This is a genomic window from Aurantimonas coralicida DSM 14790 (assembly GCF_000421645.1).
GTDB lineage: Bacteria > Pseudomonadota > Alphaproteobacteria > Rhizobiales > Rhizobiaceae > Aurantimonas > Aurantimonas coralicida.
The window spans coordinates 566,213-580,599 of sequence record NZ_ATXK01000002.1; the positions used below are offsets into that span (position 1 = coordinate 566,213).

The window sequence follows — 14,387 nt, forward strand, 5'->3', positions numbered from 1 at the left end:
ACACCGTCACTTCACATCCGATTCATCGATCAGAGGATGCGCTCTAATATCTGACACGCGAATGCGCTCACAAAAATGATCGCCACCAGTTGCTCCGACAAGTTGACCACAAAAATCGGCAATTTCGTCGAGCGGAAGACGTCCGTCAATGCGACCCGCGATCAAGCTTTCTAGCAACTCGTTTGCTATTTGCACGCGGACTACGTTATCAACGCTCGTTCTGACGTTATTCCAGAACGAGACGGCGGTAGCTAACGTAGGAACACAGCGCGCGAGCGTTAGGAGTACGGTTGCATCGGAGGTCTCGCGAGAAAGATAATCCTGTATTGATGGATTGATGAAGTTGGCTATATTGCAATCAATAATTACAAATGAAGACTTCACCTCGCGAACTGTCTCGTCGAAGATCGCAGAACGCATTTGCTCCTGGGCGATAATATTGAATCCGACCATAGACTTTTCGAAGAAGATCCGGAGTTTATTTAGATTTACGCCGGTTACTGGGTATATATCACGTTCGCAGAAGAAAAGGCAATAAAGCAGAACCTGGGCGCCTGTAGTTATGTGTTTTTTGAATGCCTTATCCCAAATCTTATCCGGATAATTGAGCGTCTGAAGGAATGCGTTTGGATATTCCGCTGGTGGAGTATCGCGTTGCCTCAATTCGTCGGTCATCCATTGTATTATGCGCGGCATGTAGTTGCTATGATCAACGATCCTGCGAACAGTATCTCCATCTAAAAGGCTCTGTATAGATTTCTCATCAATCTCTGAATGGTAGAGGTGATTGTATAAGATTCTTGCCTTCAGCTCCCTAGTGTAGGTTGCGAGGTTGAGAACCATTTCTGAAAGCTCAACCTCTCTGTCATCAAGCGCTTCTGACTGGGTGCGAGCTGCGTGAAGGATGTAGGAGCGTGTCGTGAGAACGAATTTCTTTCGTTTGTCCTTATGTACCTTAGACATAAACTTGACGATTTTACTGTCGGCTCTGCCCAGCGACACGGGGTCGAGTCTGATTTTTCCAAGGAAGTCGTCGAACACAAAGATTTGGGATTTTTCACGGTGAAACGCGCGAAAACCTTCATCTATTTTCGAAATCGCAACTAATTCCCAACCCGCTTCAATGTATCGCGCGGCGATAAACTGGGCCAGTGTTGTTTTCCCTACGCCAGGCGGGCCAGATACAATCAAGTTGTGTGTCGCTTTGAGAATCTCTTCTGATCTCTGGAGGCTCGGGTTGACTACAAATATCTTGAGTATTCTCTCAATTTCGTCCGCGGTCGCTTCCGTAAACACGGCAATTTCGTTTGTCAAAAGCCTCTCGAGTACGGTAGCGCTGGACAGCCAAAGCTTGATATTCCGCCTCTCAACATCAGCATGAGCGGTAATGTATGCGTTCATTTCTGACCGCCCCCAAACGTTCGGGGCCGTCACAGATGGGTGGTCCAGCAAGGAAACTATAGTAGATTTCCTTGCCACCGTAAGCGGCTGAGATGTTACGAAATAATATTCGGTCGGGTTCAGTGTGTGGACATTTTTCTTCTCTAGCTTCACGGCTTTCTTTAGATCGGACCATGTACTGTTTTTATAGTGCTTAGCTTGTAAGACTATTTCATCACTCGCTCGGCTATGTCGGCCGTCAACTCCGCCGTCAGCTCCGACAGAAAATCTTTCGAACCTGAGGCCAGTTTCTGCGGAAACGAGATCAACACAGAGGCCTTCGAATTCAATCGGTGACAAGTTGGCGAAATCGTAACGGTCAGACATCGAAAACTACTCCCAAGCGAGGAAGCGTAATGCTACCGATAAAGGTGGAACAATCCACCATTTCCTGGTCATTTCGGTGCTTGGGCTCATAGGTTCTGCAGCCGGATTGGCGATAGTGGCGCTTCAGAGGTCGTCGTTGACTCAAGTCGCGTTCCGGTGACGCCAATTTCGAGCGTGTGCGATTGCGTTAAAAGATTCCGTCGGCGGTACGTTAATTATTGCTGCTTTAAGTCCTTCTTTGCCCCCCTGTCCTCCGCCCCTCCATCCCCTATGATGTCGCCAAACCGGAGACATCATGGTCAAGCTGAACAAGATCTACACGCGCACCGGCGATGCCGGGGAGACGGGGCTCGGCAGTGGCGAGCGGCGGTTGAAGAGTGATCTGCGGGTCGAGACCTACGGCACGATCGACGAGCTCAACGCCGTTCTCGGGCTGGTGCGGCTGCATGCCGAGGGCGAGCTCGACGCCATGCTGGCGCGCATCCAGAACGAATTGTTCGATCTCGGCGCGGAACTGGCGACGCCGGAGACCGGCGAGCCTCTGCCCTACGAGCCGCTGAAGATCGTCGCCTCGCAGGTCGATGCGCTGGAGCGCGAGATCGACGCCATGAACGCGCGGCTGGAGCCGCTGAAGAGCTTCGTCTTGCCGGCCGGCTCGCCCGCCGCCACCCATCTGCACCATGCCCGCACCGTGGCGCGGCGGGCCGAGCGGCTGATGGTCGCTTTGGCGAAGAAGGACGGCGAGACGGTCGCCGAGGTGGCGCTGCGCTACGTCAACCGCCTGTCCGACCATCTGTTCGTCGCCGGCCGCATTGCCAATGACGACGGCAGGGCGGATGTTCTGTGGGTGCCCGGCGCCAGCCGCTGAGGCGGCGGGATCGCCGACGCGGGGCGCACGGCCGGGACGGTTCGCGGCCCGGCGGCGTCTCCGGGTGAGGGGGCTGGCGTGGCGCGGCGGGCCGGGCGTCGGCGGTGACAGGGGGGCGCGGACGGTCGCGGGCGCAGTGGTTTCGGCTTGCGCTTTGGTCGGGAGCCCCGGCCTGGAGCCCTCCGGTCGAAAGCCGTTGGCCAAAAGCCCCCGGCCAAAAGTCCCCCGGCCAAGAGCCTGAAAGGTCCACCGTGTTCGTCCCCTTCTACGACGCCAACCGCCTGCGTCATATCCGCTTCCAGTATGTGACGGTGGGGCTGATCGCGGCCAATGCGCTGGTCTATCTGTTGGCCAAGGCGAGCGGCGAGACCGGGGCGTTCCTGTCGGCCTTCGAGATCTCCTACGGCTTCATCCCGGCGGTGGTGAACGGCTATGCCGAGCTGCCGCCGGCCTATGTGGCGGTGCCGGGCTGGCTGAACTTCCTGACCTATTCCTTCCTGCATCTCGACATCTGGCATATCGGCGGCAACATGCTGTTCCTCTGGGTGTTCGGCGACAATGTCGAGGACGCCTTCGGCCATGTGAAGTTCCTCGTCTTCTATCTCGCCTGCGCGGCGGCGGGGGCGGGGCTGCATGCGCTGATGTTTCCCGGCTCGGAGGCGACGCTGATCGGCGCGTCCGGGGCGGTGTCGGGCGTCGCGGCGGCCTATCTGATGCTGCATCCAAGGGTCTGGGTCTGGGTGCTGGCCTTCGGGCGCATTCCGCTGAACCTGCCGGCCTGGCTGCTGCTGATGGTGTGGATCGGCCTGCAGTTCGTGCTGTTCGCGTCGGGCGCCGAGGACGTGTCCTATGCCGCCCATGCCGGCGGCATCCTGGCCGGGGCGGCACTGACGCTGGTGCTGCGCCGGCGCGGCGTGGTGCTGTTCGACCGGCAGATCCAGACGCCGCGGGCGGTGGAGCTGGAGCCCAGCGACACCGGGCGATCGTGACCCGGCACTTGCAAGATCGGCGCGGGAACCGCACAAGGCCGCTACGAGACCGCGAAATTTTGACCATTACGTAAAAGTCAGATATCGCTCGCGGCCAATCGGCTCCGGTCGCCTGCGCGGATATCGCGACGGCGACGCCGGGCCGGGCAGGACATGAGGCTTTCGGGCGCTCGGCGCCCAAAAAGGGAGAGACACGACCGATGAAGGTTCTCGTCGCAGTCAAGCGCGTCGTCGACTACAACGTGAAGATCCGGGTCAAGCCGGACGGCACGGGCGTCGACCTCGCCAACGTCAAGATGAGCATGAACCCCTTCGACGAGATTGCCGTCGAGGAGGCGATCCGCCTGAAGGAAGCCGGCACGGTGACGGAGATCGTCGCGGTGTCCGTCGGCCCGCAGCAGGCGCAGGAGACGATCCGCACGGCGCTCGCCATGGGCGCCGACCGCGGCATCCTGGTCAAGACCGACCAGCCGACCGAGCCGCTGGCCGTCGCCAAGATCCTCAAGGGCGTCGTCGAGGCCGAGAGCCCGGACCTCGTCATTCTCGGCAAGCAGGCGATCGACGACGACTGCAACCAGACCGGCCAGATGCTGGCGGCGCTGCTCGGCTGGAGCCAGGGCACCTTCGCCAACAAGATCGAGCTGACCGACGGCAAGGCGACCGTGACCCGCGAGGTCGATGGCGGCCTGCAGACCGTGGCGCTGAAGATGCCGGCGATCGTGACGACCGACCTGCGCCTCAACGAGCCGCGCTACGCCTCGCTGCCGAACATCATGAAGGCCAAGAAGAAGCCGCTCGAGGAGAAGTCGCCGGACGATTTCGGCGTCGACATCGCGCCGCGGCTGGAAATCCTGAAGACCGCCGAGCCGGGCAAGCGCGAGGCCGGCATCAAGGTCGAGAGCGTCGACGTTTTGGTCGACAAGCTGAAGAACGAAGCCGGCGTGCTCTGAGCACGCGCCTTGAAGGATTGGATGCCGGCCGGCCGCGCGCGGAACGCGCAGGCGACCGCCGGATGCCAGGGAGACCCGCGATCATGACCACGCTTCTCATCGCCGAACACGACAACCAGACCCTGTCCGAGCAGACCGCCAAGGCGCTGACCGCCGCCGCCCAGATGGGCGGTGACGTGCATGTGCTCGTCGCCGGTTCAGGCTCGACCGCCGTCGCCGAGGCCGCCGGCCAGCTGGGCGGCGTCGCCAAGGTGCTGCATGCCGATGCCGAGGCTTATGCCCACGGCCTCGCCGAGCCGCTGGCCGACCTCGTCGTCAGGCTCGCCGAGGGCTACGACGCCATCGTCGCGCCGGCCACCACCGCCGGCAAGAACGTCGCGCCGCGCATCGCCGCGCTGCTCGACGTGATGCAGATCTCCGACGTCGTCGTCGTCGAGGGCGCCGACACCTTCCAGCGGCCGATCTATGCCGGCAACGCCATCCAGACGGTGAAGTCGACCGACGCCAAGAAGGTGATCACCGTGCGCACCTCCGGCTTCCAGGCCGCCGGCACCGGCGGTTCGGCAACTGTCGAGGCGGTTGACGCGGCCGGCGATCCGGGCCTGTCGACCTTCGTCGAGGAAAAGCTCGCCCACAGCGAGCGGCCGGAGCTGACCAGTGCCAAGATCATCCTGTCGGGTGGCCGCGCGCTGGGCTCCAAGGAGAAGTTCGACGAGGTGCTGCTGCCCGTCGCCGACAAGCTCGGCGCGGCGATCGGCGCCTCGCGGGCGGCGGTCGATGCCGGCTACGCCCCGAACGACTGGCAGGTCGGCCAGACCGGCAAGGTCGTGGCGCCCGATCTCTACATCGCCGTCGGCATCTCCGGCGCCATCCAGCACCTGGCCGGCATGAAGGATTCCAAGATCATCGTCGCCATCAACAAGGACGAGGAAGCGCCGATCTTCCAGGTCGCCGATTACGGCCTCGTCGGCGATCTGTTCCAGATCCTGCCCGAGCTGAAGGACAAGCTCTGAGCGTCCGGCGCGCGGCTTTGACGAAGCCGCGCGCCGCCGCTAGGTTCGCGACGCAACATCGAAGGTGAGCGAAGGCGCGATGGCGGACAGTATCAAGCACGTTGGCATCGTCGGCGCGGGGCAGATGGGCTCCGGCATCGCCCATGTCTCGGCCCTCGCCGGCTACGGCGTGACGCTCTACGACATCGCCGAGGACCGCACGAGCGCCGGCCGCGACAAGATCGCCGCCACCCTCGACCGCCAGCTCGCCTCGCAGAAGATCACGCCGGCCGACCGCGACGCGGCGATGGCGCGGATCACCACCACCACCGACACGGCGGCGCTCGGCACCGCCGATCTCGTCATCGAGGCGGCGACCGAGGACGAGACGGTCAAGCGCAAGATCTACCGCGAGATCTGCCCGCATCTGGCGCCCGGCGCGATCCTGGCCACCAACACCTCGTCGATCTCCATCACCCGGCTGGCCTCGGCCACCGACCGCCCCGAGCGGTTCATGGGCATCCACTTCATGAACCCGGTGCCGGTGATGAAGCTGGTCGAGCTGGTGCGCGGCATCGCCACCGAGGACGCGACCTTCGAATCGGCGCGCCACTACGTGACCGCCCTCGACAAGACGATCAGCGTCTCGGAGGATTTCCCGGCCTTCATCGTCAACCGCATCCTCCTGCCGATGATCAACGAGGCGATCTACGTGCTCTACGAGGGCGTCGGCTCGGTCGAATCCATCGACACCGCCATGAAGCTGGGCGCCAACCATCCGATGGGCCCGCTGCAGCTCGCCGATTTCATCGGCCTGGATACCTGCCTGTCGATCATGCAGGTGCTGCATGACGGGCTGGCCGATTCCAAATACCGGCCCTGTCCGCTGTTGGTGAAATATGTCGAGGCCGGCTGGCTCGGCCGCAAGGCCGGCCGCGGCTTCTACGACTATCGCGGCGAGACGCCGGTCCCGACACGGTAGGCGGCGCGGTCACGGTGCCGCAATCGCCTCGATCGTCAGGGGCGGACCGGCATGATGCGCGTTGAGCGTCCCGAACGTGTCTTCGAGACTGCCGAGCGGCCGACTGGGATCCGGGCGGGCTCCGGGCGCTGCGGCGCTGAGGCTGACCCTGCCTTTCGGATCGAGCTTCACGGCAAGACTTTCGCCAGGATTCACGCCGAGATGGTCGAGCACAGTCCGGTCGAGGGTGACCGCGCCTCTCTTCGTGACGGTCAGGAAGGTTGTCATCGCGCTTTCTCCCGGTAGTCCGGAAGCGTAAGCCGCCAGCATGTCAGGACAACAGGCTCGCGAGGATGCTGGTGTGGCCGGTCGCTATTGCGAGGGCGCAGCAGCCGAAGGGTGATGAACCGGGCGACCGGAAGAAGACCGCCCGGAACAATCAGGGCTAGGCTGCTCGTCGGCGCATCACCGCCTCGTCGTAGCTGCCTACGTGGGTCTTGTGGTTCTTGATCTCGCTTACCCGATCCTGGTCCACATCGAAGTGGGCTGCGATCCTGTTCAAGAACCAGCCATCCATAATCATGAGATGAATCTGGATGGCCCCCTCTCTCGTGATGGTACGAGAAGGTTTGTTGTGGTCATGCGTCATCGTTAGAGTTCCTTGACTCTTGCAACGATGCCGAGCTTGACGAGTTGGGACAATTGACTCACAAAGGAGTCGGCAACAGCCCACTACCCCGCGCGCGGCACCAACCACGCGGGCTAAATGAGAAGGCTCCGTAGCTTGCCGGCGCGGAGCCTTTTTCATTTCATCAAGCAAAGACGTAGCCGGAGTCCGGATGAGTTGGCAAGGCGCGCGGAGGCGCGCCCCCAACCTAGACCGGCGACGTTCGCATAACCTCTTGATACTCATAAAGGTTCGGTGGTTCCTCCCAGCCCAACCTGCTGTTGCGTCACGTGCAACAACGCTTCTTCATACGCCGGACCTGCCTGATTCGCCAGCCATGCTGCGACGCACCCGATTCGCGAGCGCACTCAGATTGATAGCCCCCTCCTGCGAGTTTGGGGTCAGTGAGGCTGACCATGGGGCAACCAATCGCCGGCGAAGACAGCAATTCGCGCTTCGACCTATCGCTGGGTCCAGATGGCATTTATCGCGTCGATGGGAGGGCGATCCCAAGTGGTGACTACCCCGCCTGCGGCGTCGATAACCGCGAGTTTGTCGTTGCCGTCCATCACAGCGATGATGTGGTTGTAAGCCGCTACGGGATCATAGGTGGTGTTGACGTAGAAAAGGGATAGCTGGAACTGGTGCCACTGTCCCAAGTCTTTGATGCGGGTTCGAACCTCATCATAGTTCTGCCCCGGCGTGTGCAAGTCGTAGGCGATGAACAGATTGAAGGCCATCCGCATCCTCCCGTTGTGAAGCGATCACTCTACGCGACATCCGTGTGGTGTGTGAAGTATAATACCGCCTCGATGTCATATGCTTTAGATCAAACTGTCCCCCCGCTGGCCTTCACCGCGTCGATCAGCCGGATTGCGTCTGGGCGAGCCCATTCGGCCGGACCGTTGATGGCGGCGCGGGCGCAGCCGTCGGGGCCGACGAGAGAGATCGGCAGGCCGAAGGCAACGCCGCGCGCTTCAGGTCGTCGAACATGCCCGTGGCATCCCGGCGGTGGATGAGTCAGCGCCGGTCTATCCGCTTCAGCTGACCTGTCCGTGCTCGGCCAGGAAGTCGAGCAGGGCGCGGGCGCGGGCGGGGAGGCTGGCGGACTGGCCGATGAAGACGGCGTGGAACGCCTCCTTGTCGCCCGGATTGGCGTCTTCGAGGAGCGGCACCAGCCGGCCTTCGGCGATGTCGGCGCGGATGGTGAAGGCCGCCAGCCGTGCCGGTCCGACGCCGGCGAGGGCCAGGCGCCGCAGGCCTTCGCCGTCATTGATCTGGACGCGGCCGAGCGTCGGCAGGGTGACGTCCTCGCCGGCGTCGCTCCTGAGCGGCCAGCCCTTCATCGCCCGCGCATAGCCGAAGCCCAGCCGTTCATGCGCTTCCAGATCCGCGATCGTGCGCGGCAGGCCGTGGCGGGCGACCCAGCCGGGCGCGGCAACGATCATCATGCGCGTCTGGCCGAGCTTGCGCGCCATCAGGTTGGAACTGGGCATGGGACCGGCGCGGATGGCGATGTCGGTGCGCTCGGCGACGAGGTCGACGACCTGATCGGTCTGCACGATGTCGAGGCCGATCTCGGGATAGCGGGCGAGGAAATCCGGCAGGATCGGCGCCAGGACATGGCTGATATAGGAGGCGCTGGAATTGAGCCGCACGCGCCCGGCGGGCCGTTCGCCGGCGCCCGCCGCCCGTTCGGCGTCGGAGAGATCGGCGAGGATCCCCACGGCCCGCTCGTAGAAGCCCTGGCCCTCCGGCGTGAGCTGGAAACGCCGGGTGGTGCGATGGACGAGCCGCGTTCCGAGCCGCGCTTCGAGGCGCGCGACGAGTTTCGAGACCGCCGAGGCCGACATGCCCGAGACCCGCGCCGCCGCCGAGAAGCCGCCGCGCTCGACCACCGTGGCGAACACCTCCATCTCGGCAAAGCGATTGGCGTCGGGACGCGGCATTTGTGACGTGAAGTCCTGAATGTTGTTCCTGGCGGCAGTCTACTTCATCAAAGCACAAGCTGTCATCTGACGGCCCTGTTCATCATCAGGGATTTCGTCATGCCTCTTGCTCTCTACGCGTTGACCGCCGGTGCCTTCGGCATCGGGGTCACCGAATTCGTCATCATGGGCCTGCTGCTCGATGTCGGCGCCGATCTCGGCGTCTCGACCAGCGCCGCCGGCTTCCTGATCTCCGGCTATGCCATCGGCGTCGTCGTCGGCGCGCCGCTCCTGACCATCCTGACCAGCCGCTGGCCGCGCAAGACCGTGCTCCTGGCGCTGATGGCGATCTTCATCGCCGGCAATGTCGCCTGTGCGCTGGCGCCCAGCTACGGCCTGCTCATGGGCGCGCGAGTGCTGACCGCCTTTGCCCACGGCACATTCTTCGGCGTCGGCTCGGTCGTCGCCACGAAGCTGGTGCCCGCCGACAAGCGCGCCTCGGCCATCGCGCTGATGTTCACCGGCCTGACCGTCGCCAACATCCTCGGCGTGCCGCTCGGCACCTGGCTCGGGCAGGCGGCCGGCTGGCGCGCCACCTTCTGGGCCGTCGCGATCGTCGGCATTCTCGCCGCGGCCGTCATCGCCTGGGCGGTGCCCCGGGACGGCAAGCCGGAGGCCGCCGACGACTGGCGCGCCGACCTCAAGGCGCTCGGCCGTCGCCCCGTGCTGCTCGGCCTGCTGACAACGGTTCTCGGCTATGCCGGCGTCTTCGCGGTCTTCACCTATATCGCGCCGCTCCTGACCGGCATCACCGGCTTCGGCGAGGCGGCGATCTCGCCGATCCTGCTGCTCTTCGGCGCCGGGCTGGTGGCCGGCAATCTGCTCGGCGGGCGTCTCGCCGACAAGGCACTGGTGCCCGCGATGATCGGCAGCCTCGTCGTCCTGTTCGTGGTGCTCGTCCTGATGGGACCGGCGCTGCAGGGGACGGTGACCGCACTCGTCGCCGTGACGCTCCTGGGGGCGGCGGCCTTTGCCACCGTGCCGCCGCTGCAGATGTGGGTGCTGTCCAAGGCGGACGGCGCCGGCGAAAGCCTCGCCTCGTCCTTCAACATCGCCGCCTTCAATCTCGGCAATGCCGTCGGCGCCTTCGCCGGTGGCCTGGTCATCGATTCCGGCCCGGGCCTCGGCTACGTCACCTGGACCGCGGCGCTGTTCCCGCTGGCAGCCCTGGCGGTGGCGCTCACCGCCGTCCGGCTGGACCGGGCGGCCCCGGAGCGGCAGCCGGCGCAGATGGGCTATGCCGGCTGAGGCGCCGGCCGACACCTGCCGGAAGGGACGTCGTGCCGATCAGGCCGACGTCCCGCTCGCCTTCACCGCCTCGATCAGGCGGATGGCGTCGGGGCTGGCCCATTCGGCCGGGCCGTTGATCGCGGCGCGGGCGCAGCCGTCGGGGCCGACGACGAGGGAGATCGGCAGGCCGAAGGCGACGCCGGCGCGCTTCAGGTCGTTGAACACCCCCATGGTCTCGTCGCGATAGAAGGGCAGGGCGGTCAGATCGGTCTCGGCGTAGAAAGTCTTCGGCTTCTCGATGTCGCCCATGTCGACATTGATCGGCACCACGGCGAAGTCGTCGCCGCCTTCCTGGCGCTCCAGCTCGTCCAGCGCCGGCATCTCCTGGCGGCACGGCACGCACCAGGTGGCCCACAGATTGACCAGCAGCGTCCTGCCGGAGAAGTCGGCCAGCGTCACGGCGGCGCCGTCGCCGTCGGAAAAGGCGATGGCCGAGACGTCGAAGGGCGTTTCCAGCGCCTGCACCGCGGCCACCTCGCCGCGCGCCTCGGCATCCACCGCCGCGGTGATCGCCGCATCGGCCGGACAGGCGCTGGCGGTTTCGTTGCCAGACCCGCTCTCGCTCACGTATAGGACGACACCACCCGCCGCGATGCCGCAGACCAGCGCGACCGCGGCGATGAGACCGAGCCGCCGCCCGTTCGAAGTCGATCGTTTTGCTTCGGACATGTCGTCAAGAGCCCTTTCGAGTGTCCATGAGCCAGAATCCCGACAACGTCCCCGGTGCCGCCAACGCGATGTGGGGCGGACGCTTCGCCTCGGGTCCCGACGCGATCATGGAAGAAATCAACGCGTCGATCGATTTCGATCGCCGGCTTTATGAAGAGGATATCGCCGGTTCGAAAGCCCATGCCGCCATGCTGGCGCAACAGGGCATCATCACGGCGGATGACGCAGAAAGTATCATTGCGGGTCTGGAGGAGATCCGCGGCGAGATACAGGCCGGCCGGTTCAATTTCTCGCGAGAGCGCGAGGACATTCACATGAACATCGAGGCGCGGCTGGCCGAACTGATCGGCCCCGCCGCCGGCCGCCTGCACACGGCGCGCTCGCGCAACGACCAGGTGGCGCTGGATTTCCGCCTGCACGTCAAGACCGCGTTCCTGTCCCTCGACCGGGCGCTCACCGGCTTCATCGACGCGCTGCTCGCCAAGGCAGAGGACCACGCCGACACGGTGATGCCGGGCTTCACCCATCTGCAGGTCGCCCAGCCGGTGACCTTCGGCCACCACTGCCTCGCCTATGTGGAGATGGCGGCGCGCGACCTGTCGCGCTGCCGCGACGCGGTGAACCGGCTGGACGAATGCCCGCTGGGCGCCGCCGCGCTGGCTGGCACCGGCTTCGACATCGACCGACACATGACGGCGAAGGCCCTCGGTTTTCGCGAGCCGACCCGCAATTCGCTGGATTCGGTGTCGGACCGCGACTTCGCGCTGGAGTTCCTGTCGGTGGCGGCGATCTGCGGCACGCATCTGTCGCGGCTGGCCGAGGAGATCGTCATCTGGTCGACGCCGCAATTCGGCTTCGTGCGCCTGTCCGACGCCTTCTCGACCGGCTCGTCGATCATGCCGCAGAAGAAGAACCCGGACGCCGCCGAACTGGTGCGCGCCAAGCCGGGCCGCATCAACGGCGCGCTGATCTCGCTGCTGACCGTGATGAAGGGCCTACCGCTCAGCTATTCCAAGGACATGCAGGAAGACAAGGAACAGGTCTTCGACGCCATCGATTCGCTGGCCCTGGCGCTGGCGGCGGCCACCGGCATGGTGCGCGACATGACCATCCAGACCGGGGCGATGCGCAAGGCCGCCGGCCACGGCTTCTCCACCGCGACGGACCTGGCCGACTGGCTGGTGCGCGAACTCGGCATGCCGTTCCGCGAGGCCCATCACGTCACCGGCCGGGCCGTTGCGCTGGCCGAAGCGCGCGGCGTCGGGCTGGAGGAACTGCCGCTGGACAGCCTGCGGGAGCTGGATGCGCGGATCGGCGAGGCGGTGTTCTCGGTGCTCGGCGTCGACGCCTCGGTCAACAGCCGCACCAGCTTCGGCGGAACCGCGCCGGCCAATGTGCGGGCGCAGGTCGCCTATTGGCGCGAGCGGATGGCGACCGACGCGCAATGACGATCGCGGCGGTGGTGATTTTCCGCCGGGAAATCGCTATGACCGCTGACGGGGAAGCTGACGCCGGGATGCGGCGAGGGGTGACGACATGACCATTCGATCGAGCCGGACCTATCTGCCGCTGCTGCTCGTCGCCGCATCGGCGATGCTGGCGGGCTGCGGCATCAAGAACAATCCGGTGGCGCCGTCCTCCGGGCAGACCGGGGCATCGGCCGGTGCCGACGCGGTCGCCGCCAACAACGCCAGCAGCGGCTTCGGCACGGCGGGCTCGGCGGCGGGCGCCGTGCGCGTCTCGCGCATCCAGGACGACACTGCCATCGGACCGGCCGAGGTGAGCCGTAACAAGGGCGCCACCAGCAGCGGCTTCATCCTCGATCCGCTGCTGAATTGAGCCGTTCCCGCCCCTCTACCGAGTGCCGTCTGACCTGCCATGAACCATTTCGAAATCCGCGACGGCGTCCTGCATGCCGAGGACGTTTCCGTCGAAACGATCGCCCATGACGTGGGCACGCCCTTCTACTGCTATTCGACCGCGACGCTGACGCGCCACTACACGGTGTTCGCCGAGGCCTTCGCCGACATCGACGCGCTGGTCTGCTACGCCATGAAGGCGAATTCCAACCAGGCGGTGCTGAAGACGCTGGCCGCGCTCGGCGCCGGCGCCGACGTCGTGTCGGGCGGCGAATTGCTGCGGGCGCTGCGGGCCGGCATCCCGGCCGAGAAGATCATGTTCTCGGGCGTCGGCAAGAGCGTGCCGGAGATCGACCTGGCGCTGGCCTCGGGCATCTTCTGCTTCAACATCGAATCGGAGCCGGAGCTCGAGATGATCTCCGCCCGCGCCGTGGCGGCCGGACGCACGGCGCATGTCTCGTTCCGCATCAATCCCGATGTCGATGCGCGCACCCACGCCAAGATCTCCACCGGCAAGAAGTCCGACAAGTTCGGCATCGCCTATGAGCGGGCCGAGGCCGTCTACGACCGGGCCCGCGCTTTGCCGGGCATCGCGGTGTCGGGCATCGACATGCATATCGGCAGCCAGATCGTCGAGCTGGAGCCCTTCGACCAGGCTTTCGAGCGGCTGGCGGGCCTGGTGCGGCGGCTGCGCGGCGCCGGCCACGACATCGCCCATGTCGATCTCGGCGGCGGCCTCGGCGTGCCCTACAGCCGCACCAACACCCCGCCGCCGGCCCCGCCGGCCTATGCCGAGATCGTCAAGCGCCATGTCCGCGACCTCGACTGCAAGGTGGTGTTCGAGCCCGGCCGGCTGATCGCCGCCAATGCCGGCATCCTGGTCACCCGGGTGGTCTATGTGAAGGAAGCCGAGGGCAAGACTTTCGTCATCGTCGACGCCGGCATGAACGACCTGATCCGCCCGACCCTCTACGATGCCTGGCACGACATCCATCCGGTGCTCGACGATCCGGACGCGCCGCGCCTCGTCGCCGACGTGGTCGGCCCGGTCTGCGAGAGCGGCGACTATTTCGCCCGCGCCCGCGACATTCCGGCGGTGAAGGCCGGCGACCTCGTCTATCTGTCCTCGGCCGGCGCCTACGGCGCGGTCCAGTCGGGCACCTACAATTCCCGGCCGCTGATCGCCGAGGTGCTGGTCAAGGGCGACGCCTTCCACGCCATCCGGCCGCGCCAGACCATCGACGAGATGATCGCGCTGGACCGTCTGCCGCCTTGGCTGGGCGGCGACGACTGAGGCCTTTGGCCGCTTCACAGCTGCGTCACCCGCCTCGTCTTCGCCGCAAAAACTGTTACGCTCGCTGAAACTTGCGACGAACGAGGCTGGCCC

15 protein-coding genes and 1 pseudogene are annotated in these 14,387 nt (G+C 64.8%); 9 read left to right on the forward strand and 7 right to left on the reverse strand.

Features of this window, described 5'->3' with window-relative positions; translation table 11 throughout:
* Positions 1-6: 6 nt before the first annotated feature.
* Positions 7-1,767 (reverse strand): nSTAND3 domain-containing NTPase, encoded by a 1,761-nt coding sequence (locus tag H536_RS23655; RefSeq protein WP_081651847.1) that lies wholly within the window; start codon positions 1,765-1,767, stop codon positions 7-9.
* Between the two features lie 295 nt (positions 1,768-2,062).
* On the opposite strand from H536_RS23655, the gene H536_RS0107310 reads away from it, so the two are divergent.
* The 5 genes from H536_RS0107310 to H536_RS0107330 all read left to right on the forward strand — a co-directional run bounded on the left by H536_RS0107310 (position 2,063) and on the right by H536_RS0107330 (position 6,548).
* On the forward strand, positions 2,063-2,635 hold the full coding sequence (locus tag H536_RS0107310; RefSeq protein ID WP_024349842.1) for a cob(I)yrinic acid a,c-diamide adenosyltransferase: 573 nt from the start codon (positions 2,063-2,065) through the stop codon (positions 2,633-2,635).
* Between the two features lie 251 nt (positions 2,636-2,886).
* Complete coding sequence (locus tag H536_RS0107315) at positions 2,887-3,624, forward strand: rhomboid family intramembrane serine protease (RefSeq protein ID WP_024349843.1); 738 nt, start codon at positions 2,887-2,889, stop codon at positions 3,622-3,624.
* Positions 3,625-3,824: 200 nt separating this feature from the next.
* Positions 3,825-4,574, forward strand: a complete 750-nt coding sequence (locus tag H536_RS0107320; RefSeq protein ID WP_024349844.1) for an electron transfer flavoprotein subunit beta/FixA family protein — start codon at positions 3,825-3,827, stop codon at positions 4,572-4,574.
* Between the two features lie 83 nt (positions 4,575-4,657).
* On the forward strand, positions 4,658-5,587 hold the full coding sequence (locus H536_RS0107325) for an electron transfer flavoprotein subunit alpha/FixB family protein (protein WP_024349845.1): 930 nt from the start codon (positions 4,658-4,660) through the stop codon (positions 5,585-5,587).
* 79 nt (positions 5,588-5,666) lie between these two features.
* On the forward strand, positions 5,667-6,548 hold the full coding sequence (locus H536_RS0107330; RefSeq protein ID WP_024349846.1) for a 3-hydroxybutyryl-CoA dehydrogenase: 882 nt from the start codon (positions 5,667-5,669) through the stop codon (positions 6,546-6,548).
* Positions 6,549-6,557: 9 nt separating this feature from the next.
* Here H536_RS0107330 and H536_RS0107335 read toward each other — a convergent pair whose 3' ends face one another.
* The 5 genes and pseudogenes from H536_RS0107335 to H536_RS0107350 form a co-directional block, all read right to left on the reverse strand.
* The gene (locus H536_RS0107335) at positions 6,558-6,815 is read right to left on the reverse strand and encodes an AbrB/MazE/SpoVT family DNA-binding domain-containing protein (RefSeq protein ID WP_024349847.1); all 258 of its coding nucleotides are present in this window, start codon (positions 6,813-6,815) and stop codon (positions 6,558-6,560) included.
* A 157-nt stretch (positions 6,816-6,972) separates the two neighbouring features.
* Complete coding sequence (locus tag H536_RS0107340) at positions 6,973-7,176, reverse strand: hypothetical protein (protein ID WP_024349848.1); 204 nt, start codon at positions 7,174-7,176, stop codon at positions 6,973-6,975.
* 479 nt (positions 7,177-7,655) lie between these two features.
* On the reverse strand, positions 7,656-7,934 hold the full coding sequence (locus H536_RS0107345; RefSeq protein WP_024349849.1) for a hypothetical protein: 279 nt from the start codon (positions 7,932-7,934) through the stop codon (positions 7,656-7,658).
* A gap of 89 nt (positions 7,935-8,023) precedes the next feature.
* Positions 8,024-8,184, reverse strand: a pseudogene (locus tag H536_RS25105) (TlpA family protein disulfide reductase); the annotation flags it as partial.
* A gap of 50 nt (positions 8,185-8,234) precedes the next feature.
* On the reverse strand, positions 8,235-9,143 hold the full coding sequence (locus H536_RS0107350) for a LysR family transcriptional regulator (RefSeq protein ID WP_024349850.1): 909 nt from the start codon (positions 9,141-9,143) through the stop codon (positions 8,235-8,237).
* A 99-nt stretch (positions 9,144-9,242) separates the two neighbouring features.
* Here H536_RS0107350 and H536_RS0107355 point away from each other — a divergent pair, with 99 nt between their 5' ends.
* The gene (locus H536_RS0107355; protein WP_024349851.1) at positions 9,243-10,430 is read left to right on the forward strand and encodes an MFS transporter; all 1,188 of its coding nucleotides are present in this window, start codon (positions 9,243-9,245) and stop codon (positions 10,428-10,430) included.
* A gap of 39 nt (positions 10,431-10,469) precedes the next feature.
* Here the strand turns inward: H536_RS0107355 and tlpA are convergent, their stop codons facing one another.
* Positions 10,470-11,141 carry a thiol:disulfide interchange protein TlpA gene (gene tlpA / locus H536_RS0107360; RefSeq protein ID WP_024349852.1) on the reverse strand — a complete coding sequence of 224 codons (672 nt, stop codon included), beginning with the start codon at positions 11,139-11,141 and terminating at the stop codon, positions 10,470-10,472.
* A gap of 26 nt (positions 11,142-11,167) precedes the next feature.
* On the opposite strand from tlpA, the gene argH reads away from it, so the two are divergent.
* From argH to lysA, 3 genes are all read left to right on the forward strand, one after another.
* Positions 11,168-12,589 (forward strand): argininosuccinate lyase, encoded by a 1,422-nt coding sequence (gene argH, locus H536_RS0107365; RefSeq protein WP_024349853.1) that lies wholly within the window; start codon positions 11,168-11,170, stop codon positions 12,587-12,589.
* An 88-nt stretch (positions 12,590-12,677) separates the two neighbouring features.
* On the forward strand, positions 12,678-12,980 hold the full coding sequence (locus H536_RS0107375; RefSeq protein WP_024349854.1) for a hypothetical protein: 303 nt from the start codon (positions 12,678-12,680) through the stop codon (positions 12,978-12,980).
* A 39-nt stretch (positions 12,981-13,019) separates the two neighbouring features.
* Positions 13,020-14,294, forward strand: a complete 1,275-nt coding sequence (gene lysA, locus H536_RS0107380) for a diaminopimelate decarboxylase (protein ID WP_024349855.1) — start codon at positions 13,020-13,022, stop codon at positions 14,292-14,294.
* Positions 14,295-14,387: the final 93 nt, after the last annotated feature.